Genomic DNA, 23,200 nt, shown 5'->3' on the forward strand with positions numbered 1-23,200 from the left:
GACCCCTCGCAATGCGTAAGCTGTTTACGTTATGCGCCCTGCTGGGCGCTTTTTGTGCTGCTCACGGCCAGATCAACCTGGCCGGTCACTCGGTGGTCCCGTCGACGACTGACTCGGACCACGGTCTTTCCTCTGTTGTTATCAGTGATGCTGACTGTAATGTCACATCCCCCAGCGGATGCACCGTCCCGAGCGGAACCGGTCCCTATCGCGGCACCTTCATCATCACAAGCTCTGTCGCCTTGACCGCCGATCGTTGCTTGATTCTGCCGCTGTCTCCCGGCCGCGCTGTCTACGTGAAGAACTCAACATCAGGCGGCAAGCAGGTGTGCATCAAGGGAGCCACTGGCGGAGCCGCATATTTCGCCAATGGACAGAGCGGAGTGGCGTTCTCGGATGGAACGAACTATAACGTCATCTCGGCGAACGGGAGTAGCACTGCGGCGCTTGGCCTGGTCATCGCTGACGGCGTGATCTATACAACCATCCACGCTGCCTACACTGCGGCCTGCGGCGCCGTCCCCAATCTGAATGTCTATGTGCCGGCAAACTCGACGGTAACAGACACCATTGGCAGCACACCGAATTACATGATCTCAACCTGCACTGCCCAGGTCACGGATGATCGATCGGGCACCACGTATGGCAGTCGAGGCAACAATCTCTTCCAGGCAACAACACCGCGTAAGGATTACTTCCCGCGCGAAGGGACGCTCAAGTCGCACTGGATCGACTTGCTCAACAACGGCGTTAATCCAGCGACCACCGGCATTCCTTCTGTAGTGCAGTGGCCGGTCGCATGGCACGGCGATTCGGTGAGCGGTTTTGCAACCTTTTACACCCTCATGCAGTCGTCCTTCGGATTGGGTGTCGCGGGTTTTTATAGCAGTGCGGCGCATGTAGGAACCGGTAACAACGAAGGTTTTTATGGGCTTGGACAAGGCTCAATCAATCTCACTTCCCTAACGAGCGGGACCGCTACTCTTTCCCCCAATGGCGCAGCAGACCCAACTACCCCGAACGGTTCTTCCCTCATTTTGGGGTCGTCAAGCACTACCGGAACCATGACGTTCTTTTTGGTGGCATCGCAGCAAGGCACTGAAACGCGCTACCGCAACATGCAGCAGGCTTCAGTCTTCTACCTGTGCGACGGCAGGCCTGCAACTATAAACGTGCAGACCTCTCCGGATGGCATCACCTATTACAACGAGACCATTACTAGCGCACAGCCAAACACATGCCCTTTGACGGGCGGCGTTGTAGCTGTCGGTGTCCAAGGCGTAGGAAGCGGATCCGGCTGCGGAACGCTGACGCTTGGGGCGACTGGAGGAACCGGATTTGTCGGTACAGCATTTCCCAATTCTCTAGGTCAGATCGATCACGTCGTAGTGAACAGCGCCGGTAGCGGCTACAACCCATACACTTCGACCATCACGGTCACATCTGGGTCCTGCTCAGGCTCACTGCCAACATGGGGAAACTTGCTCACCTCGAATATCAGCATCCAGCAGGCCACGATCACGCATGACGGCATCGGCATCGTGAAAGTAACGAACTCCGGAGATTCTGTAAAGATCGTAGGTTTTGGTTTGTACAACCCGAATCAAAGCGGCATGGTTCTCGAGGATATGGGATTTGGAGGCAGCAGCATTGATAGCTTGTTTGCTGCCCCGGACTCTTATACGACTCCCTGGTACAGCGGAATGCCGGTACCCGATACCGTTTACATTCAATTCCTCGACAACAAAATCGTAGGCGGCAATTCTCTCAACGCGTGGTTCCAAAGGGACTATGACCGAACTGCAGCGCAGCACGCGACAAAAGCCGCGATCTTCGGAACCTTATCGGCCTGTAACGCTGCTGGCTACGGATGGGATACCCAGTGCCGCCCTTACAACCCGGATATGGTTTGGGTCTCCGCCTATCAAGGCGGAAACACCACGACGCTGAGCGATGGTAATGGCGGCGGCGACCTACTGGTGATGCAGCAGGTCAACCAGATCAATCGTGCGGGAGGGAATGCTATTTATGTCGATGACACTAACTCTCAACCGAACGGTCAAGACAGCTTCCGCCGCGTGATGTTTGGTCAAGCCGACACAACTCATCAAACGCCCGGTGGTCGCGCCCTACAGAACACGATCACGCAGCAGATTGGCGGGATACCGCAGCAGGACCTCTATGCAAGTAAAGCATTCACCGCTGTTCACGTCGGTCAAGGCTCTCTGACGGCCCCGAGTATTTCCTTTGTTCGAACGGGTGGAGAAGGCTTTATCTACAACAGTGGGTACCGACAGATTATGGCGCTCGGCGGACTTGTCGGCGAAGGATCAATTGCCATTACGCCCGGAACCTATGCAAATCCCACGACCTATATTCCAGTGACCGGCTCAACGTCCGCGACATACATGATTTGTGCAGCGGGGGCTACGAATCTTCAGCCTATTGGGTGCACTCCAGCAGTGTCCATTACCACTGGACCAACAACCCTGAGTTCAACCAACTATGTTCAGGTTTGCTTGGCGCGGCCGATTTTGGGAGCCGCTTATTATGCGCTAATCCGCACTGCGGGTTACAGCGGCCCGATCGTCGTTTACAGCACCGTTTTGTATACAAATGCCAATACCCCGCCTTGCATGAACGACACTGGCCAGACTGGTTCGACCTATACCGCATCTCAATGGAATCCTTCCGGATATTTGCGTATAAACTCGCCGACTGCTCCGGTTGATTTTGGCGGTTGGGCGTCAGTCCGTACGGCAGACAGCTTGTATGACCTCCAATTTGGAGAAGGAAGCAATGCTGGTCAAACAGGTGGTTTCGGCATTGCGATGCGTACGGTAGCAAATGTCAATAACTTCTGCCGCTTCTCTCTTGGCGTTAGTACGAGTTGGGCGGGAGCACTAGGATGCGCTGGAACCTATGCAAACGCTCCTTTCAACTTTCTCAATCCTATTTACATCAATCCAGGAAGTACGACAGCACCCAATATAGACATTGCCACAGCATCAGGATTTATGACTGGCACCGTGCCGATGTTCAGAATAAGAGCAAATAGCAGCGCTGGAGCCTGCCCTTCTGGCGGCTGCGGTCTGTTTGTGAGCTCAGACGGAGCCTTTGCTGGATACCTAGCACTATTCGACTTCAACGGCGCACGGAAGTTCGGCATCAAGCCCTCTGGACTTGAGTTCTTCGGCAACACGCTCTACCCGATCACAGCCGTTCCAGGTACGGGAGTGAACCTGCTGCGCTCCATCGGTGCCCTCAACAACGGAGACCTTGCCGCGTTCGATGCAAACAACAATGCGGTTGATAGCGGTCTGGCAATCTCGAACACCTGCCAGAGCAGCGGTTCTGGCTGCAGCTTCTATCACGATCCGGTGCACTACGGCGCAACCATCACTTCAGGGACAACTTTCAACGCCGGCACGTGCGGAACGGCAGGAGGAGGGAGTGCTCCTTCATGGTGGACCGGCAGCTCGACCGTTACGTTCAACTGGATTACTGATCCAGGTTCCGCTGGTGGGTTAGGTCTCGTCGCCAACGCCATCAACACCGGCAGCGCACCCGGTTGGACGATATGCAACTTTACAGCCTCGAATATCACAACCACAGCAACCATCAACTACAGCGTGACTGGCTTCTACGTTCCAGTTCCATAAGACGACAGGCGCGATAACGAGATGATTTGGCCCCCAAAAAAGGGGGCCTTTTGCTGTCAATCAGAGGACCACATGGAAATAGATCGGGAGGTACTTGGAGACATGATCGAAGCCCGCACCGCCGCTGCAATTCAGAAATACGACCAGACGATCATCATTCCGCGTGAAAACGCGGTGCAGGCCACCAGCCAGGCAACGCTCGAAGAGCTTGCACGGAAGGTTGGCATTCTCTGGGACCATCTGCAAAGCGCGAAGGGCGCGTGGTGGATGATCGGCGCGCTCGGCACGGCTGCGGTCATCCTCGCGAATCACTTTTGGAAATGACAGCGATAGAACTGATTGAGCCCGTCGAGGGCCGCGTCCGCTGGATGTACCTCGACACAGAGGGCCTTGTAACCGCGGGAGTAGGCGAATGCCTGGAAACTGCGGCCGAGGCCTGTGCTTTCTTCGGGCGCGATGTGACAGCCGATTATCACCACGTGGCTGCGATGCCAAAAGGCATGGCTGCCAGCCGATACTGGTATGCCGGTTGCCCGACCCTCACAGACGCCCAGATCGATGCGCGCCGTGATCGTTCGATAGCCAATGCGGAAGGCGATGTCAGGAAGCTGGTGCCGTCATTCCCTACTCTCACCGCGACACGTCAGGCGGTCTTGATCGACATGGCCTTCAACCTGGGACTCAAACGCCTCGCCGGATTCAGGAAGACGCTTGCGCTGCTTGCTGCCGGTGACTTCGCTGCAGCCGCAAATGAAATGCTCGATTCCGCGTGGGCGAGGGAAGTTCCTAAGAGGGCGAAGCGAGACTCCGACCTCATGCGGGCCGGATAACAAAGGAGAACCATGTCACAAATGTGCGGCTCTGGCTACATGGTCTTGGTGCGACTTTTATCGCCGCGCCGCAACCTCACTCGCAATGATCCTGGTGGACAGCGTGGAACAATTTCATCCTGAGAATATTTACTGGATGAGACACGCCCTAGGTTACTTTGGTAAGCGGTTGACGGATTTTTACTATTCTGTTGAATCTCGTCGCTATACTAGCCACACATCATAAATCTTATTTCCGCAGCGGAGCCGTACGTGGATATACCTGCTCAGGTGCTCACCAGGAAGGCGATTGTTCTGGCCTGTGCTTACTGTCTAATCGCATTTGCGACAGTAGTTGCCGTCATACACTTTTCTTTACCAGACAGATTGAAGCTCTACGCCGACATGCGTAGCGAGAAGATAGCATTGATGGAGAGCTCGCAGGCCTGTTCTGCGGCATTCGGTTCAAGTCACATCCATTATGGATTCGACCCACGCGCCTTCGATGCAACGCTCGACAACACAATGGCAACTCACACTATCAATTTAGGTGTGGGAGGGGGCTCGCAGGTCGAACAGCGAGTCCTTGCGATGAAATTCGCCCGAAAACTCGACGCACATAGCGCACAAAATTGTTTTCTGCTGCTGGAACTCGACGCTGGAGTCAATTTCAATTTCAGATTCCTTGTGCATCCACGAACAATCAACGTCTATGACGCGGATGCTGTCCGGTTCGTCAAATCATTGACACCGCTTTCGCTCGGTTTACGGCGAGTCGTAGGCCGAATGGGATATGCTCTGCTGGCCTCTGTCATGTACTACAGCAACACGGGAATGGAGAGCAATCGAATCTTTCCCCCAGACCTGAACGCACAAGCCATTCAGGATGAGAGCCGAAACGATAGGCGTGGCCTGCTTACCCCCATTGAACCATTGAGCAAACTCGATCAGGTGAGACGCGAGCTTACATCAACTGAGCCTCTTCACAAGGAAGTATTTATCCTACCTCAGGGGGTCCCGCAGTTAGCGGACGAGATCGCCTCCCAGGCGCATGTGCCAAATCTGCATATAGCTTATGTTGTTTTTCCCCGTGCCCACGATGTGAGTAGCCAGTCGGAGTTTCCGGACTCTATCCCTACGCGGTGCGGGGTGGTTCCGATATTCAATATGGCACAGCCTGCCAAATATCCCGACATATACGTTGTACAAAATTGGGCTGATGATGCGCATTTGAGTGAGGCTGGTGCATCTATCACTTCTCGTCATCTCGCGGAACAGTTAAACGCCTGGTTTACCGTCCATCCTCAGCCGATGGAGTGTCACTAATGCTATTCGTCGAGCCTCGTTTTTTCCTCTTCTTTGGGATTGTCCTCACAACCTATTGGTCCCTTCGTTCCAACGAGCAGCGCAAATGGCTTCTTCTCTTCGCTAGCTATTTCTTTTATGGGTGCTGGGACTGGCGTTTTGCCATCATGCTCGCCATACTCTCCGCAGCAGACTACTTCTTTGCTTTGCGCCTGACGCAGACCGAGAATCAGAAATTCCGCAAAATTTACGTCGTCGCTAGTGTGGCAATGAACCTCAGCGTGCTGGCTTTTTTCAAGTACTTTCACTTTTTCGTCAGCTCAGCGGTTGCTCTTGCGACCGCGATGAAATTTCATCTCTCAGAACCAACTATAAAAATCATTCTTCCGGTAGGCGTCAGCTTTTTCACTTTTCAGTCCCTTAGCTACACCATTGATGTCTATCGCCGAGAGATCCCCCCAGCTTCGAGCCTTCGCGAATACCTTACGTTCGCAGCGTTCTTCCCCCAGCTCGTTGCCGGTCCGATTGTCCGCCCAAGCTATTTCCTTCCACAGCTGGCGGAGAAACGTCATATCTCTCTTCAAGAAGTGAAACAGATGCTCTATCTCTTTCTTCTTGGCTACATCAAGAAGAGCTGTATTGCCGACAACATCTCCCCTTACGTCGACAAGGTGTTCCTCCATCCAGCGAATTACAGTTCTATTGCCTCGATAACAGCAGTCTGGCTCTACGCAACGCAAATTTTCTGCGATTTCTCAGGCTATTCGGACATGGCTATCGCAGTTGCCGGACTGATGGGATATAAACTCGTTCTAAATTTTGACGCTCCGTATTTGGCAGTATCCATTCAAGACTTCTGGCGGCGTTGGCATATATCCCTTTCGTCTTGGATTCGCGACTACATCTATATCTCTCTCGGAGGAAGCCGAGGCAGGACCCGCTGGTATACCTATCGCAACCTATTGCTGACAATGCTCGCAGGCGGCCTCTGGCATGGTCCTGCGTGGACGTTCGTCGCGTGGGGAGGAATGCACGGTGCAGCGCAGGTAGCCCAGGCGGAGTTCAAACGGGCACTCCCTCCGAAGCCATCTCAGGAACCATGGAGAAAATTGTTCTCCTGGTTTATTACTCTTCAATTCGTGTGCCTGACTTGGATCTTTTTCCGTGCACCAAATTTCGCATCAGGCTGGATCGTATTCCGCCACTACCTATTCTTATCTCCCAGCGGATCGTCTACGCTGCCGATATGGCTTATCTTATTGCCTCCAACACTATTGCTCGGCCAGCTCCTCATGCGACGTATAGATCTCCAACATCATCTATGCGCCGCAACATTGCCGCGGTTCGCTGCAGCATACGGAGCGATATGGGCCATCGCGATCTCGCTCCTGCCTCTTGGCTATCGCCCGTTCATCTACTTTCAATTTTAGAGCTGCTGCAACGCGAGGGTGATCGCACGCACAACATCCATCTTCGCGGGTTTATTTTCGCCGCGTCCTGCGCATCTGGCCCCTTTACTTCTTCGCATTATTTTTCGCGCGCCTGTTGGAACTAATAAATTCGAGCATTGCTCGAATTGTTAGCGAACAGAGTTCGCTGGGAGCGCCGATCAATGCCGCGAAGCTTTCCGCTTTTTTCGCAGTGAACGAAGGCATCTGCTTCTCTACCCAACTCACTCGACACTTCCACCTTCCTCAGTAAATCAAGGAGAACCTATGTCAAAAAACATGCGGCTTTGGCTGCACGGCCTTGGTGCGGCCTTTATCGGCGGTGCTGCCACTTCTCTCGCCACGATCCTGGTGGACTCTGAAAAATTCAATATCGACACGCTCCTGGGACTACAGCATCTTGCAGTTGTCGCCATTGTTGCCGGTATCGTCAGTGCTGCCGGATATCTGAAGCAAAGCCCGCTTCCTGCCGTCGAGGAGAGCCGAACGGCAGGCTCGAAACTTGCAGCACTTCTTGTCGCCTCTCTACTACTGGGATCATTCGGATTGGCCGGCTGCAACGACTTTGAGCGCAAGACATTTCAAACACTGTCCGCCTCCAAAACCCTTATCGACAAGGCCCAGATCGACTATGAGACGGGTACGCTGCCTCACACGCAAGCGTCCTACGACGCGATTAACAAAGCAAAGGATGCGCAAACCGCAGCCGTTCGGGGCTTCCAGTTGTACGAAGCGGCAAAGCTGGCCGTGAATCAGAACAGCGATGTGACGGTGCAGATAGCTGCATTGAATAGCGCACTGTCCAACCTGGGCCGGTCGTAGCGGGAGTCAAACACATCTATCTCGGAGCGAGTCAATGAGCACTGAAACAACAGTTGCAGCCATCATCAGTACGACCGAGGAGATCCAACGCGATACGGTGATCGTGCTTGAGATCATCAGGACTACCTATCCGCAGGTTTCGGATGAAGCGACCGTCGCTGAAAGTATCCTGACGATACTGACGGCACTCGTTACCAAAGCGCTGGCAGCGTATGCTGCCGCCTCGGGTACGCCTATTACACCTGCGAGTATCGAGAGCCTTATGCCAAATCCATCGGCGTTGCAATTACAGATGCTCGGAGCTTTCTGTTGGCGGAACCTCGGATCGTCCAGCGTTCCTTGAGATTGAGAATGGGACTTTCGAGGAAGCGGTAGCTCAGCCAGGCCAGCACTATCGTGGCAAGCAGAGCCAGAAGAGCAGTGAGGCATCGGGTTTCCAGAGACCTTGCGTACAGGTCGTGAGCAGTACTGGCATTCCGGACGGGAATGAGGCGGTCGGCCAGCGCGGCGTAGGCGTTGTGCGGGATGTCATGGAAGACATAGAGGCCATAGGTGATCCGCCCGAGGGCCCGAAGAGCACGGACATTCATGAGTCGGTGGACAACGCACTGAGGCTGGATGGCGACGAGGATCATCGATCCCGCAATAAAATCGATGGCCGTCAGACCCCAGGTGAAATGCCAAGCCGGATATTGATAGTGGTGGCGCCAGATATGGCCATACGGACTGAAGACACCCCAGAGAGCCAGAAGCGCCAGAAGCGCGGGAAAGAGATACCTGGACAGGGTGAGCAGGGCTTGTTTCCAGCGGCTGCGGATAGCGAGGGCAAGGAGCCCGCCGAAAAGAAGGGCGTCGATGCGGAATGGAGTGGCGCGGTAGAGAACCTCGTTGTCGAGCATCCATCCAGGCAGAAAGGCGTGACCAGCAAGCCGCAAAGACAGTGCAACAGGGACGGATAAGGCGCAGATGGAAGCGAGCTTCCTGCGGTCGCAGATCCAGAACACAAGCCATGGCCAGACGAGATAGAACTGCTCTTCGATGCAGAGCGACCAGAAGTGGCCAAGATTGAGTTGCAGGGAGTGATGTCCGATGAAGCCGCGCAACTGGAAGTCTCCCAATGCCTGCACCGGATCGCCGTATTGCGAAGGTCCGAGGAATCGCGCGAAGTTGCCGAGGTAGGCCGGCCACACAATCCAGGTTTTGCTCCAGTTCCAGTGGGCGACCGGTTGAGCTAGCAGGAGAACGAGCATGACCGAGTAGTAAAGGGGAAAGATGCGCAGGGAGCGGCGCACGTAAAAGTTACGAACCCGGTGTGTGTCGTTGCGGCTGTCGTACAGGATTCCCGTGATGAGAAATCCGGAAAGGACGAAGAAAAGATCGACTCCCGACCAGCCCCATGGAATCGACAGATAATGCTGAGCGAACACCATGAGGAAGGCGACGGTCCGGATGCCATCGAGCGCGGGATAGAAGATCCGGTTTTCTGGCAGAGTTATATCGGTGTTGCCGGCGACAACAGGGACGGGGGTCTGCAGAGGGATTGTCGTGGGACTCACCAGCACAGTCTAACGCCTCCGTCGATTTTCCTGCCTGCCTTTATTCATCCCGTCTTCCATGCATAAAAGCGTCTCTGACAGCTTTCGCAGCGATAGGGCCGCAGGAACAGAAAACGCGGAAGCAGGTCAAAGAGGCGCGGGTGCGATTCACGCACCGCGTGGGATGACAAGCATTGGGGACACCGATACGGAAAGAGCGACATGGCAGTTTTTGACTCTCGGCGCCTTGCGGGAAAAGAAAACAGATTTTTGCTTTAGTTTGTGCACTGTAGCAGCTGGCGAGATCACATACCGCGAATTATAACCGTGGTCTCACGGCAATTACTTCCATCTCGCAGTAAATCAAGGAGACAATATGCCTCAGAATGTGCGGCTTTGGCTGCATGGCCTCGGTGCGGCCTTTATCGGCGGCGCTGCCACTTCTCTCGCCACCATCCTGGTGGACTCTGAAAAATTCAATATCGACACGCTCCTGGGACTACAGCATCTTGCAGTTGTCGCCATTGTTGCCGGTATCGTCAGTGCTGCCGGATATCTGAAGCAGAGCCCACTTCCTCCCGTCGAGGAGAGCAGAACGCCAGGCTCGAAACTTGCAGCGCTCCTTGTCGCCTCTCTGCTACTGGGCTCATTCGGATTGACAGGCTGCAACGACTTTGAGCGCAAGACATTTCAAACGCTGTCGGCCTCCAAAGCCCTTATCGATCAAGCCCAGATCGACTATGAGACAGGTACGCTGCCTCACACGCAAGCGTCCTACGACGCGATCTACAAAGCAAAGAACGCGCAAACCGCGGCGGTCCGGGCTTTTCAGGTGTACGAAGCAGCGAAGCTGACCGTGGATCAGAACAGCGATGTGACGGTACAGATAACTGCCTTGAATGGCGCTTTGTCCAACCTGGGGCCGGCGGTAGTAAGCGTCAAGCAGATCTATCTCGGAGGACAGTAAATGAGCAACGATACACCTGTGGCAGCCATCATCAGCACAACCGAGGAGATCCAACGCGACGCCGCGATCGTGCTTGAGATCATCAAGACTACCTATCCGCAGATTTCGGATGAAGCGGCTGTCGCTGAAAGCATCCTGACGATACTGGCGACACTGGTCACCAAGGCGCTGACAGCGTATGCTGCTGCCTCGGGCATACCCATTACGCCGGCGAACATCGCGAACCTTATGCCGAACCCAAAGGCATTGACCCCGCCCAGCAGCTAGGACCTTGAATCTGAGGCATTGCCGTATTTCTACAATCCCAACGTCGATTTAGAAGAGATTGATAGGAGTGCTCGGGGAAATAAAGGCCGGGCCCATGTCCCCGAGAAACATGGGACACGCCGTGCATGGGCAATCTGGAAGATGTCAATACACCCTAACGTTGAGAGCGCATCAAATTTTACTCGGTGCAATCTATGCCGGGATGCGGCCGGCTTCACGATAGAACTCGGCAGCTGCGCCTTCGATCTCACGCAGCAGCCGCCGCGTTCGAACCAGCTCACGTTTGCGATGGCGGCCGATCTCGAACTGTGCAGCGAAGTCCATCTGCTGCATGTTCGTCAGCTCGACAGAGACCATACCGCGCAAGCGCTGAAACTCGGCTGCGACAACCTCGGCAGCGTCAGCCTGAAGCATCAGGGTATGCAGTCGCGATGTTGCCCCATTGATCTTCCGCAGAGCGCTGCCGAGTGCATCGCTGGTGCGTACCGGCCAGAGCTGGTCGAAGACAAACCACATCACCCCGATGCCCAAAGCGATGCCGATGACGCGATCGCGCGCAGGGTTGAGCTGAGTCGGCGGACCGAAGCCCTGCAGCGTTGAGAGGAAAAAAGCAAAGCCGATCTGTACGCCGACATACCCGATACGAGGGCTACGCATCACCCAACCGGAGAGAAAGACTACCGGCGCAAGCACTGCCACGAGTGACGTCACTGAGTCCATATTTGGAAACAACAGTGAGACTGTCGCGATGCCAAGGACCCCCCCGATCACTGCTCCAGCAAAGCGGTAAAGCTGCTTCTGCTTCATTGCACCTGTCGAGTTCAGCCCTGTAAAAAGCACCGTCACGACGCACGTCAGGATTCCCGGCCATGCCACGGCGTTATAGAGGATATAGCAGGTGAGTACAGCGAGTGTGAGCTTGAGCGCATAGATTACCTGCTCGCTCTGCTCGAAGACTCCTGGCTGAAAGAATCGGAAACCGTTCGAGCGATGACGCTCCAAAGCCTGACGGCCTGCAACATCCACCGCAGCCGCTGAGACCTCGCGATATTGCTGCAACTCGCGGAAGATCTCTTCGAAGGGTCCGCGCGGCGCACCTGCGAGCGCTACATGGTCGACACGCTGCCCGGCTGCGGCCAGATCGCACAGTGCCGCCAGCGTGCGGGCGCCGGCTTTCAGTTCATCGCTGGCATCCGCTGTGAACGATGTAAATCCAAAGACCACGCTCTTACGAATCACACGTGTCAGAATACCGATGCGGTACTGTAGACCAACCGGCATCCGCGCTGCCTCTTCCGATCCCTGCAAACGGTCGTACAGTTCGTGCAGGCGGAAATCACCAGCGTGTTCAAGCTGCAACAGGTCCCGATGCGCGCGGCGGAGCGCCGGCGGCCGCGTGTCAGGGTCATCCTGCGCAAGGGCGGCAAAGAATCGGGCTAGCGCGGACAGCCTGCGATGCAGTTCTTGATTGAGCTCTTCGGCGGGGTGACGCGAGGCGAATAGATATTCCACCGCCGTGGCGCATGCCAGCACCAGAGCGAGCGAAGCTACCTGGAACAAGCAGTACGAGACACCGGCACTTGCAGTGTGATGGCCGTCCCAGTAGGCGAGATCGACAAATCCGTAGAAGCCGAAGATCGTCCACAGCATCGGCAGGGTACTTGCCGCCATGCAGAAGGCGGAGACGAAGACACAGAGCGCAACACCGAGGAAGCGGGCCACTTCGTTACCATCGGTCAACTGCACCCACACGATCGATGCAATTGCCGCCAGAGCGCAGCCGGCAAGAATCTGCAACCCGGCCCGCAATGTCAGACCAGGGCGCTCGCGCTGCATCAGCAACAGCAGCGCCGCCGAGAGCGAGAAGCCGGGGAGCTGCAGCGTCATGGCGATCACCACGGCAAGCACGATCCCCAGCGTGTCGCGCAGAGCGCCTGCCGTTCTACCGGGATACGGCGAAAGCTCGTCCTGCAACAACTCCAGCATGGTGCCGCGATGGAAACGCGTCGACATAACTAGCGCACCACGGTGATCGCGGTCGCACCCACGCGGAAGAGGTCGGGATTTGGATCCGTCACGCGGATGCGAACCGGGAAACGTGCCGACAGATGAACCCAGTTCAAGGTACGATCCACGTTAGGAAATCCGTTCGTGACGGCGCCATCTTCCGGAAAGACGCCTCGGCCGACGCTGTCGACAACACCGTCAAAGCGTTGACTGGGATGTTCCATCAGGTACACCTCGACATGATCCCCTGGCCGGATATGTTTCAGTTTTGATTCGCGATAGTTGGCTAACACCCACCAGTTGCCCGTATCGACCAGCGTGAACATTGATGTTCCCGGATGCGCATATGCACCCTCAGAGATGTTCATGTTGACGGCATAGCCATCGAAAGGGGCGCGCACCTGGCACCACTCCAGGTTCAGCTCGGCCTGATGTACTTTGGCAGCACGGCTGGGTCTCTGTGCCTCCAGCGTTTCCAGCGTATCGACGGTATGAACGGCCTCGCCAAGTTTTGCCTGCGAGACCTGCAGACCAGCCTGGGCTGCCTGCTTCGAAGCCATCGCCATGGATTCCTGCGCCTGTGCCTGCAAAAGCTGCGACGAGGCCTGATGCACCGACTCCTTCGCCACTCGCAGAGCTGTCTCCGCCTGGTCTACCTGCTGGGTAGTGACATAGTGCTTGGCGAGGAGCGGGGCGATGCGGTCGTAGTCGTTCTGCGCGAACTTCATTTGTGCATCGGCAGCAGCCTGCGCCGCCCGGGCGCGTTCCACAGAGGCTGTTGCCGCCTGATAACTTGCCTGGGCTGCGCTGATACCGCTCTGCGAATTCAGGATACCGGCACGTGCGGCAACAACCCCGCTCTGCTCAGTAGCAATGCGGCGGCGTTCGTCGTTGATCTGACCTTCCAGCATCGCCTGGTCGGCGCGCGCCTGCTCCAGGGCATATTCATACGGGCGAGGATCGATCTCGAAGAGCAGGTCGCCCTTATGGACGACCTGATTATCCTTCACCAGCAGTTTGGTCAGGCGGCCTTCGACTTCAGGAGCAAAGGCGATGGCGTTCGCCCGTACCGTAGCATCGTCGGTGCGGGGATGGCGGTCAACCTGCATCACAGCGATCGCAAGCGCAATCACAGCTATTGCCACGATGCCAATGCCGATCCGGCGGCCGAGAGTTTGTCTGTCGTTGAGATTCATAATGCAAGTCCTTGTTTAGGCAAAGAAGCAAAGCCACAGCAGGCAGGTAAGCAACACCACCAATGCGGGATGAATGATGGCTGGGTGTCCGACCGAGTGCAGAAGACCCTGACGCCGCAACAGCAGATGCGCCAGCGCCGTAAGCGCAACACCGAGCGCGAGCGAGATCATCCAGCCGGGAAAGTACGACCCGACAATCTCAACGTTGGGATTACGTGCGCAGCCGGCTGTCAGCACGAGAGTCAGGAGCATAAGTACGGACCTGAAGAACGCGTTCACGGTTTCCATCCTGTTGTAGAAGCATTACCCGAAGGCAGATTGCCGATTGCATAGCTAAGCGCCGCAGCGCTTTGCTGCACGCGGGCGCGGGCGCGCACATCCTCAAGCCGCGCCTGAGCCAGTTGCCGCTCTGCCTGCACGACATCGACGAGCGACCGCACGCCATATCGGAAGGCATCAAGCGATGACTCGTAGGAGACCGTAGAAGACGTAAGAAAGCTCTGTGACGAGCGCTCCTGCTCGATAGCGGTCCTGTAGTCCACATACGACTCCCATACCTGGCGAGTGACCGCGTCCTGGGTTGCACGTTGTTCTTCGGCAGCGGCCTTCTGTTCAGCCAGTGCAGCGGTTACCTCATGTCGACGCGCCCCGTTGAAGACCTCCCAGCGAAGCTGGACCGCAGCCGACCAGGTGGATACACTCGCTGGACCAAGCTGTCCGTAGTCCGCTGTCGGCCACATGTTGGTCTGTCCGCCGGTTGCAACCAGGCCTACCCCCGGCAGATATTTCGCGCGAGCCGATTTGACGGCATCGTTGGACCGCTTGAGATCCTGCATACGCGCCAGCAGGTCGGGCCGATTCTTCCAGGCCTTATCGATCAACTCTTCCACGGGCGTATCGAAGGCCTCCGGAGATGCGGAGCCGACCGCCACGATCCCGATCGTGGCGGTCGGCTCAACACCAATGGCTTCGGTCAACGCCAGCTTTGCCTTCTGCACTTCACCTTCGGCGGTGGCGAGATCATACTGTGCACCGGCAGCTCCAGCCTGGGCGTTCTGTACATCCGGCAGTGTTGCACGCCCGTTGTCGAACTGCGACTGTGCATTCGCAAGCAATGTCTGCGCTGTCTGCAGAATCTGCCTGGCCGCGACAAGCTGGCCCGCTGCCTGCTGCACACGATAGAACTGCGTCGCAGTACGATACGCGACAGTCTGCTGAGCGCGGCCGAAGCGGAGGGCTGAAGCAACTTCAAACGCCTTGCTCCCTTCCAGGCGCGGTCCGCGCGCAAAATCCAGAAGCTGGTACTGCAGCTCCATTTGCGCGACGGCGGTAGGCACCTCGACAGTTACATATCCGCGCGGCGCCAGCGGTTTAGGAAAAGGATTGATCGCACGTAGATCGCTTCCCTGTGCGACAAAGGTCAGCAGCGGCAGATACTCTGCGCGCTGCACTCCTGCCGCTTCCATGGCTCGCTTTGCCTGCGCCCATGCGATTCGTGATTCAGGACTGGCACTCTCAGCAATATCAATCAGCTCCGCGAGGCCGTAGCTGTGGGAGTCATCGAGCTTTGGAATCGAATGAAAGCTCGAGGCCACACCGATACAGTGCCCGGCCTGCCGGGCGGTAATGACCTGTTCGCAACCTGATGTTGCTGCCTGCTGCGCGGGAAGAAGCTGCGGGCCGCTTAAGAAAAGTGCGGCCGCGGCCATGCCTGCGCGAAAAATATTGCCTGGCGTGTTCTTTTCGAATTTGTTTACGCCGTACACAATAAGAAGTATACACCGTAAACAATGAAATGCTAAGATATTTTCATGTCACCCCGGAAACCGACAGAAAACGAGTCGCCCGGCCTTCGCCAGCGCATCATCGATGCCGCCAGCCAGATCTTTGTCGAGGAGGGGTACGAGCACCTTTCGATGCGGCGGGTCGCCCAGATCGTTGGGTGTTCGCAGATGGCTGCTTATCGACACTTCGCGAATAAAGAAGCGCTGACCCAGCATTTGTGCGCCCAACTCTATACCGACTTCAGCAGCCGGATGTTCCGTCAGATGGAAGCCGCGGATGAGCCCTGGGAGCAGATTCGCATCTTCATTTCCGCGCTAGTAAACTTTGCCGTCTCGTATCCGGATCACTATTCTTTGGTCTTCCTGGTCCGGCATGCGGATGAGAGTGTGATCGCGGAACGCGAACGTCTGGGCGAAGAGTTCCTGCAGACGATTCACGAGCTCATCCGCAGAGTGCTTCCGCAGGATACGCCGGTCGCTACCTCGAACATGCGTCTGCGGCAGGTGCTCACCTGCCTGCATGGCACGGCGGCGCTGCTGATCGCGCATCCTCGCGCTTATGGGCTTACGAAGGTGAAGGCCATTAAAGACGCTGAGGATACGATCATGCGGTTGTTGCGGGATTGAGCTGTGCACTTGATGAAGAAGTACCTGGAAAGAGCATGGAGCGGTTCGCGGCTTTGCTCAACCGGCCGTTGCGCAGCGCGCAACCATTTCGCACCGAAGGTGCGAATGCCTTGCTTAAGGGGACGGCTTCAGCCGTGCCGTACAGGCTTGAGCAGAAGGCGGCTTCAGCCGCTGAGGGCAGCGCGTTAGCAGAGAAGCGGATTTCTCCGCTATCGCTACGAAATGACAAAAGAAAAAGATGCGGTGGGGGATGTAGTGCCTCGACACCGTGATTTGACCTCAGCGCTAAAGCCGCCGTCTTTTCGCCGCGCTGTATCGGCACGGCTGAAAAAGCAGGTCCTTCGCTTACGCTCAGGATGACAAAGTTATAGGCGCTCGTCTTAGATGCGCCCAGCATTGCGGAGAGCGCCGATCTCGTCGTCGGTAAAGACACGCGACCGGGTGAGGAACTGCAAGCCTCCGGGGCCTTCCAGGGAGAAGGCTGCGCCGAAGCCTGGAACCACATCAATGATGATCTGCGTGTGCTTCCAGTACTCAAACTGCTGAGGTGAGATGTAGAACGGAAACCCACCGATCTCTCCTACCTTTACGTCGCGGCTGCCGATGCGGAACTCTCCCTCAGGGAAACACATCGGCGCGCTGCCCTCACAGCAGCCGCCCGACTGATAGAACATCAACGGCCCGTGCGCGGCCTTGAGCTCATCGATCAAGCTCAAGGCCGCCGGGGTAGCCGTTACCTGTTGTGGCAGATCAGACATTAGAACAACCCGAGTTTCTTCGTGCTGTAACTCACGAGCTGGTTCTTTGTCTGCTGGTAGTGCTCCAGCATCATAAGGTGATTTTCGCGCCCGATACCGCTCTGTTTGTATCCGCCGAAGGCAGCGTGCGCCGGATAGAGGTGGTAGCAGTTGGTCCACACGCGTCCTGCTTCAATCTCACGGCCGAAGCGATAGGCGCGATTCAGATCACGCGTCCACACGCCTGCGCCCAGACCGTAGAGCGTGTCGTTGGCGATCTCCAGGGCTTCATCATCGTTCTTGAAGGTGGTCACCGAGAGCACCGGACCGAAGATCTCCTCCTGGAAGATGCGCATCTTATTGTTGCCCTTGAAGATGGTTGGTTGGATATAGAAACCGCCGGCGAGTTCGCCATCAAGCTTTGCGGCATCGCCGCCGATCAGGATCTCCGCGCCTTCCTTCTTGCCGAGATCGAGATAGGACATGATCTTCTCGAACTGTTGTTTTGACGCCTGCGCGCCGAGCATCGTGTCGGCATCCAGCGGATTCGCCTGCTTGATGGCTTTCACGCGCGCCAAAGCACGCTCCATAAAGCGGTCGTAGATGGACTCATGAATCAGAGCGCGCGATGGGCAGGTGCAGACCTCTCCCTGATTGAAGGCGAAGAGCGCAAGACCTTCGAGCGCCTTGTCGACAAAGTCATCGTCTTCGCTCATGACATCGCTGAAGAAGATGTTCGGGGATTTGCCGCCAAGTTCCAGGGTCAGGGGAATGATGTTCTCTGACGCATATTGCATGATCATGCGTCCGGTCACGGTGGAACCGGTAAAGGCCACCTTATTGATGCGGGGATTAGAGGCGAGTTCTTTGCCGACCTCGCGGCCGAAGCCATTGACGACATTCAGCACACCGGCAGGCAGAAGATCGCCAACCAGTTCCAACAACATCAGGATCGATACCGGGGTTTGCTCAGCAGGTTTCAGGACAATGCAGTTACCGGCAGCGAGCGCCGGCGCAATCTTCCATGCAGCCATCAGCAGCGGGAAGTTCCAGGGAATGATCTGACCGACGACGCCGAGAGGCTCGTGGTAGTGGTACGCGATCGTGTCGTGATCGATCTCGGAGATGCCGCCCTGCTGCGCGCGAATGGCGCCGGCGAAATAGCGGAAGTGGTCGGCGCTGAGCGGAACATCGGCAGCCGTAGTCTCGCGAATGGGTTTGCCGTTGTCCCAGGTCTCGGCGGCGGCCAGCAGATCGACATTCTCTTCAACCCGCTGAGCGATCCTAATAAGGATGTTGGAGCGTTCGGTGGTGGAGGTGCGGCCCCACGCCTTCTTTGCCTTGTGGGCGGCGTCCAATGCTTTTTCCACATCGGCAGCGCCAGACCGCGGAACCTCGCACAACACCTTGCCGGTTACCGGGGTGATGTTTTCAAAGTATTGTCCGGAGACGGGTTCTACCCATTCCCCGCCGATATAGTTGCCATAGCGTTTGCGAAACGGAACGGGGTGTCCGTAGTGCATTGGATCGAGCTGAACGGCTGGTGAAGTAGCCACAGTATTTTCCTTCCTTTCCTGCTTCCGGGTGAAGGCGGAAGCGGTCCTTTTTCACGGGAAATACTGCTCCCCGGCAGGCATGGTTGCCAAGTGGTCTAGGCAACTCTTCTCGATTAAAGAAAGAAGGGGCGAGCCATCCGGCTCGCCCTTCGGTTGATAGAGGCTTCGAACGAAGCCTCCGGTTCTGTTTACCAGGTCACCTTCACCGCCAACTGAATGCTGCGGTTATCCAGCGAGGTCGACGTCACCTTACCGACAGCGGTCGGAGCAGTGATGTTTGCGGCCGGATTGGAGAAGATTGCCCGGTTCAGGATGTTGTAGGCTTCAGCACGGAACTGCGCACGGAACCGCTCGTGAATCACGAAGTTCTTGATTCCCGAAAGATCGACGTTGGCAGTGCCTGGTCCACGGAGTGCATTACGTGTCACCCAGCCCTGAATTCCAGGGTTGGCAGTGCTGGCAGTGCTCGCTACACCGTCGTAGCGAGTGGTGAACGCGGAAGGATCAAACCAGTTGAAGGGCGAGGGGCTCGAACGATATGCATCCGAAACCTTCTTACCCGCAGCCAGGAAGACGCGGCATCCGTTATAGGCGGCGAAGTTGCAACCAGAACGGGAGACGTTGAAAGCATAGCCTCCACGAAGCTGGACGGCAGGCTGTAACGACCAGCCACCAGCAATGGCATTGGCCACGCCACTCTGAGCCCACTTCTTACCCTTACCGAACGGAAGCTCGTAACCACCCGAGATAACGGCCTTGTTGCGGTTATCGAAGTTGGAGTACGAACGGTCGAAACCCATATCGGTAGCGAACGACGAATCGTTTGCAGCCGCTTCGCCAGAGAAGTTGTCGAGGTTCTTCGAAAACTGGTAGCTACCAAGGTAGAAGAGGCCGTTTCTTGCACGCTTCTCGATCTTGATCGAGCCGCCGTGGAAATTGGCATCACCCCGGGTGCTGCTGGTCAGGATGCCCTGGCCGAACGCCGGGTACGGACGAAGCGAGTTCACGCACTGACCCGTAAGTGCCCACGAAGGCGCTACGAACGGATACTGAACACACATGTTCTGGTCATAACGCTTCCAGGACTTGTGTGTCTGGCTGCCGGTGTAAGCCAACTCCATGACCAACCCCTTGCCCAGATCCTGCTGCAGGCTCAGGTTGTACTCTTCCGTGTAAGGACGGCTGTTCTTCGGAAGGATGGAGAACGGCGAAGGCACTTGGGTTACGCCCACCGCTGCAACCGGATCAGGCCAGAGCTGTGCCACCGGATAAGCACTGAATGCCTGCTGGTAGTACAGAGGTGCGGCATAGCGAGTGAACTGAAGCTCGTTCGTATTCAGATTGTCGAGATAGATACCGTAACCGGCACGAAGGACCGTTCCAGAACGAGCCTCCCACGCCAGGCCAACACGCGGCATAAAGCCCTTATAGTTCGGCTCGATGATGCCAGGACGGAAAGTCTTGTTGACTTCGTACGATCCGGACGCCAGGTAGAACGCCGGGATGCCAGACGGAACCTTGCTGAACGTAACCTTCTGGGTAGACGGATCGAGCGTGCCTTCCAGACCGTTCTGCTCAACAAACGGGCTGTTGTACTCCCAGCGGAAGCCGAGCGTGAAGGTCAGGCCATGACCGAACTGCCAGGTGTCGTTGAAGAACGCGCCATACGTGTTGTCACGATAGTGGCCCATCGTCGTTCCGGCATTGCCGTTGCAGCTCGATGTGCAGAAACCACGAGCGTAGTTCTGGAACTTGTTATAGAGGACCGGATTACCGGTAGCAGGGTCCGTATAGGTGCTGTAGTCAACTCCGTTGTAGATGCAGTTGGTCTTCGTGCAGTTATCGAAGGTAGCTGCACCGCGCGAATTGTTATCGGCAATCTGCCACAGGCGACGGTTCTGATACTGGAAACCGGTCTTGAAGGTGTGCTTGCCATGCACGATCGAGAGCGAATCACCAATGCTGATGATATTTTCGTGACCACCCTGGTCACCTGAACCATCACCAACGTTGCCGTACCCGTTGATGGTGAAGCCTGCGCGGCCATTCTGACGAGTGCTGTTCAAGGCCGTAACATTCTTCAGACCCGAAACTGCAGCCCAGTTCTTGCTGCTGTCCTGCAGGACACCCAGGGTGATGTTGTAAAACTCATTCCAGCCCACACGGACTTCGTTCACAATGTTCGACGAAATCAGGTAGGTGTTACCAAGCACAGCATTACGGCCAAGCAGCGGATTGGAAGTAAAGCTACCGCTCGCTGCGGGCGTCTGCTGCGATGAGTCGAAGTTGACATAGCGTCCGAAGAGAGAATTCTTCGTGGAAACCACCCAGTCACCACGAATGGTGTACTGGTTGTAGCTCTCAGTAAACGAACGGGTGAGAGCATAGTTATTGGTGCCGTATCCGCTGACATAGCTATCGCTTGTCAGGACAGGGTAGGTAGCCGCCAATACACTGGATGCCTGATTCGATCCCAAAGCAGCTGGATTCCAATTGGCAGGCATGTTGATGCCAACACAGTTGTTGCTATTGGTCGAGTTCTGAACGCAGGGCGTTGCTGGTTTGACTGCGGTGTTGCCGGCAACACTGGGGTCGGCATTCGCGGCATTACCAGCCAATTCTGCCTGCGTTGGGAATAGAGCGAAAGTCGGGTTATCGCGCGTCAGCTTCAAACCTTCAAAGCCGCCGAACAGAAACAATTTATCTTTGATGACCGGAAAACCAACTGTGCCGCCATACTGGTGACGCGTGAAGTTCGGCTTCACCGGATTGGCTGCAACGGTCGTGAAGTAGTTACGAGCATCAAAAATCGCATTACGAGCGAACTCATAGCCCGAGCCGTGAATCGTGTTCGTACCTGACTTCGTGACCATGGAGACGACAGCCTGTCCCTGGCCATACTCGGTAGAGAAGGTCGAACGCAGCAGGTTGAACTCCTGGATTGTGTCGGCGTTCGGCTGAAGCGACATGTTGTTGAAACGCACCGATCGAACATAGGTGCCATCCAGTACGTAGTTCGTCGACGAAGCGCGTCCACCGTCCACTGAGATGTACAGCTGGCGGCTGGTGGTCTGCGTACCCGTTTGGGCCGGCGTACCAGTCTGGCCGCTCTGCGGCGGCGAAACACCCGGAGCCAGAGTAGCGAGCTGAAGTACGTTACGTCCGTTCAGCGGTAGGTCGGTGATCTGCTTCTGGTCGATAACCTGGCCAACCGTGGCTTCCTGCGTCTGCAACTGCGGAGGCAGCGTGCTGACTTCGACCGTGTCCGTCACTTCACCGACGCTCAGCGTGACTGAACCATTTGCCGTCTTGCCGATTTCGATGTCGAGCGAGGGAATCTGGGCGGCTTTAAAGCCCTGCTTCTCGACGCGAATCTTGTAGTTGGAGGGCGGAACGTTGGGGATGGACCAGTCGCCTTCGTTGTTGCTGGTCGCGATACGCTCGGCGCCGGTACCGTTGTTGACCAGGTGGATCGTTGCGCCCGGAACGGCGGCGCCGGTCGCATCGGTCACCTTACCGGCGGCGTCGGAGCTTGAGCTGGCCTGGCCGAAAGCTGCCGGCGAAGCAATGTTGAGAACGAAGAGAGGAGCTGCGGCGAGCATTACACCGAGCAGCGATCGCCTGGCGGCGCTGGTAATACCCCTGGAAGATAAGAACGGCCTCCGCAAGACAGCGTTTGTTCCGCTGCCAGCAGAAGCTGTTGGCTTGCTGTATCTGATCATGGTTAGCCTCCAAAATCATTTCTTACTTCGGGTCAGAAGACCCTGGTAGTGCAGAATTGAGACGCCTCAAAATTAGCGCCTGCTTCCTTTGTTTACGTCGCCCCGAATCGAGAATTCTTCTTTCGGCTTTGCTTGCAAAGCCGATTCCTTCGCTGCAGAAAAATTGCGGTTCGTTTTGACTGCGGGCTTATATCACAACCAAAAAATCGTTGTGAAGCGTTTTTCTTTTTACTTTTTCTGGTGTTTTCGGCGCTGCCTGCCGCTCACCACGAGAGCGGACTTCGCCTGGAACACCCACGAAGCCGGTTCACTTGATATCGCTGCATGGCACCCCCATCTTCCGTAATGCGGCAATTCTGCCGCGTAAAACCATTCCAGCGGAGCAAACCATTCATTGAGACGAATCAATTCACGACCGCTTGCCTCCTCTTTTTGAAGGCGAACGGCATCCTACGCATGCCACAAATCGGGTGTCAATACCGCATTTACAACGAGTGTGAAAAAGGAGGTGCGACGAACGTTGTCGGCGCACCTTGGGGTTTACCATACAGTTTCCTCAGGAGCCCTCCAGGACATGCGACAAGCGGCTGTTCTGGAGCTCCCGGGAAACGCTCTGCGAGCCAACATCGGCTCTGAAATACGGGTAACGTAGCCTGCATCTGCCTGCTCGCTGGAAGGTTCTCAACAGCCGATACCCGGAAACCGGACGGCATCCTACGCGCGAAAAAACGCACGTGTCAATCGGCATTTCCCGAG

At 56.2% G+C, this 23,200-nt stretch carries 18 protein-coding genes; 10 read left to right on the forward strand and 8 right to left on the reverse strand.

All coding sequences use genetic code 11. The features are described from left to right. Positions 1-11 precede the first annotated feature (11 nt). From FTW19_RS23965 to FTW19_RS23995, 7 genes are all read left to right on the forward strand, one after another. Positions 12-3,662 carry a hypothetical protein gene (locus tag FTW19_RS23965; RefSeq protein ID WP_147650082.1) on the forward strand — a complete coding sequence of 1,217 codons (3,651 nt, stop codon included), beginning with the start codon at positions 12-14 and terminating at the stop codon, positions 3,660-3,662. Positions 3,663-3,764: 102 nt separating this feature from the next. Continuing rightward, positions 3,765-3,986 (forward strand): hypothetical protein, encoded by a 222-nt coding sequence (locus FTW19_RS23970; protein WP_147650083.1) that lies wholly within the window; start codon positions 3,765-3,767, stop codon positions 3,984-3,986. Further along, positions 3,983-4,492, forward strand: a complete 510-nt coding sequence (locus tag FTW19_RS23975; protein ID WP_147650084.1) for a glycoside hydrolase family protein — start codon at positions 3,983-3,985, stop codon at positions 4,490-4,492. Before FTW19_RS23970 ends, FTW19_RS23975 begins: the two co-directional genes overlap by 4 nt. A gap of 252 nt (positions 4,493-4,744) precedes the next feature. Next, positions 4,745-5,797, forward strand: a complete 1,053-nt coding sequence (locus FTW19_RS23980; protein WP_147650085.1) for a hypothetical protein — start codon at positions 4,745-4,747, stop codon at positions 5,795-5,797. Next, positions 5,797-7,206 (forward strand): MBOAT family O-acyltransferase, encoded by a 1,410-nt coding sequence (locus tag FTW19_RS23985; RefSeq protein WP_147650086.1) that lies wholly within the window; start codon positions 5,797-5,799, stop codon positions 7,204-7,206. Before FTW19_RS23980 ends, FTW19_RS23985 begins: the two co-directional genes overlap by 1 nt. Before the next feature lie 285 nt (positions 7,207-7,491). Then, entirely contained in the window at positions 7,492-8,046 is a 555-nt protein-coding gene (locus FTW19_RS23990) for a hypothetical protein (protein ID WP_147650087.1), read from the forward strand. Positions 8,047-8,080: 34 nt separating this feature from the next. Beyond that, positions 8,081-8,389 carry a hypothetical protein gene (locus FTW19_RS23995; RefSeq protein WP_147650088.1) on the forward strand — a complete coding sequence of 103 codons (309 nt, stop codon included), beginning with the start codon at positions 8,081-8,083 and terminating at the stop codon, positions 8,387-8,389. On the opposite strand, the gene FTW19_RS24000 is transcribed toward FTW19_RS23995, so the two are convergent. Continuing rightward, positions 8,307-9,602, reverse strand: a complete 1,296-nt coding sequence (locus tag FTW19_RS24000; RefSeq protein ID WP_147650089.1) for an acyltransferase family protein — start codon at positions 9,600-9,602, stop codon at positions 8,307-8,309. The two genes, FTW19_RS23995 and FTW19_RS24000, sit on opposite strands and share 83 nt — an antisense overlap. 355 nt (positions 9,603-9,957) lie before the next feature. On the opposite strand from FTW19_RS24000, the gene FTW19_RS24005 reads away from it, so the two are divergent. Further along, on the forward strand, positions 9,958-10,548 hold the full coding sequence (locus FTW19_RS24005) for a hypothetical protein (protein WP_147650090.1): 591 nt from the start codon (positions 9,958-9,960) through the stop codon (positions 10,546-10,548). Then, positions 10,549-10,815, forward strand: a complete 267-nt coding sequence (locus tag FTW19_RS24010; protein WP_147650091.1) for a hypothetical protein — start codon at positions 10,549-10,551, stop codon at positions 10,813-10,815. Between the two features lie 192 nt (positions 10,816-11,007). Here the strand turns inward: FTW19_RS24010 and FTW19_RS24015 are convergent, their stop codons facing one another. From FTW19_RS24015 to FTW19_RS24030, 4 genes are read right to left on the reverse strand one after another with little or no spacing between them, the layout of a single operon-like run. Continuing rightward, positions 11,008-12,828 (reverse strand): FUSC family protein, encoded by a 1,821-nt coding sequence (locus tag FTW19_RS24015; protein ID WP_147650092.1) that lies wholly within the window; start codon positions 12,826-12,828, stop codon positions 11,008-11,010. A 2-nt stretch (positions 12,829-12,830) separates the two neighbouring features. Further along, positions 12,831-14,018, reverse strand: a complete 1,188-nt coding sequence (locus tag FTW19_RS24020) for a biotin/lipoyl-binding protein (protein ID WP_147650093.1) — start codon at positions 14,016-14,018, stop codon at positions 12,831-12,833. A gap of 15 nt (positions 14,019-14,033) precedes the next feature. Continuing rightward, positions 14,034-14,270 (reverse strand): YtcA family lipoprotein, encoded by a 237-nt coding sequence (locus tag FTW19_RS24025; RefSeq protein WP_187143155.1) that lies wholly within the window; start codon positions 14,268-14,270, stop codon positions 14,034-14,036. 23 nt (positions 14,271-14,293) lie between these two features. After that, entirely contained in the window at positions 14,294-15,727 is a 1,434-nt protein-coding gene (locus FTW19_RS24030) for a TolC family protein (protein WP_147650095.1), read from the reverse strand. A 102-nt stretch (positions 15,728-15,829) separates the two neighbouring features. Between FTW19_RS24030 and FTW19_RS24035 the strand changes: the two genes are divergently transcribed. Further along, positions 15,830-16,429 (forward strand): TetR/AcrR family transcriptional regulator, encoded by a 600-nt coding sequence (locus FTW19_RS24035; RefSeq protein WP_147650096.1) that lies wholly within the window; start codon positions 15,830-15,832, stop codon positions 16,427-16,429. Between the two features lie 380 nt (positions 16,430-16,809). Here the strand turns inward: FTW19_RS24035 and FTW19_RS24045 are convergent, their stop codons facing one another. The 3 genes from FTW19_RS24045 to FTW19_RS24055 all read right to left on the reverse strand — a co-directional run bounded on the left by FTW19_RS24045 (position 16,810) and on the right by FTW19_RS24055 (position 22,444). Continuing rightward, on the reverse strand, positions 16,810-17,187 hold the full coding sequence (locus tag FTW19_RS24045; protein ID WP_147650098.1) for a DUF779 domain-containing protein: 378 nt from the start codon (positions 17,185-17,187) through the stop codon (positions 16,810-16,812). Further along, positions 17,187-18,722 carry an acetaldehyde dehydrogenase ExaC gene (exaC, locus tag FTW19_RS24050; protein WP_281292408.1) on the reverse strand — a complete coding sequence of 512 codons (1,536 nt, stop codon included), beginning with the start codon at positions 18,720-18,722 and terminating at the stop codon, positions 17,187-17,189. Before exaC ends, FTW19_RS24045 begins: the two co-directional genes overlap by 1 nt. Before the next feature lie 188 nt (positions 18,723-18,910). Further along, on the reverse strand, positions 18,911-22,444 hold the full coding sequence (locus FTW19_RS24055; protein WP_147650099.1) for a carboxypeptidase-like regulatory domain-containing protein: 3,534 nt from the start codon (positions 22,442-22,444) through the stop codon (positions 18,911-18,913). Positions 22,445-23,200 lie beyond the last annotated feature (756 nt).

The organism is Terriglobus albidus (assembly GCF_008000815.1).
Classification (GTDB): Bacteria; Acidobacteriota; Terriglobia; order Terriglobales; family Acidobacteriaceae; genus Terriglobus; species Terriglobus albidus_A.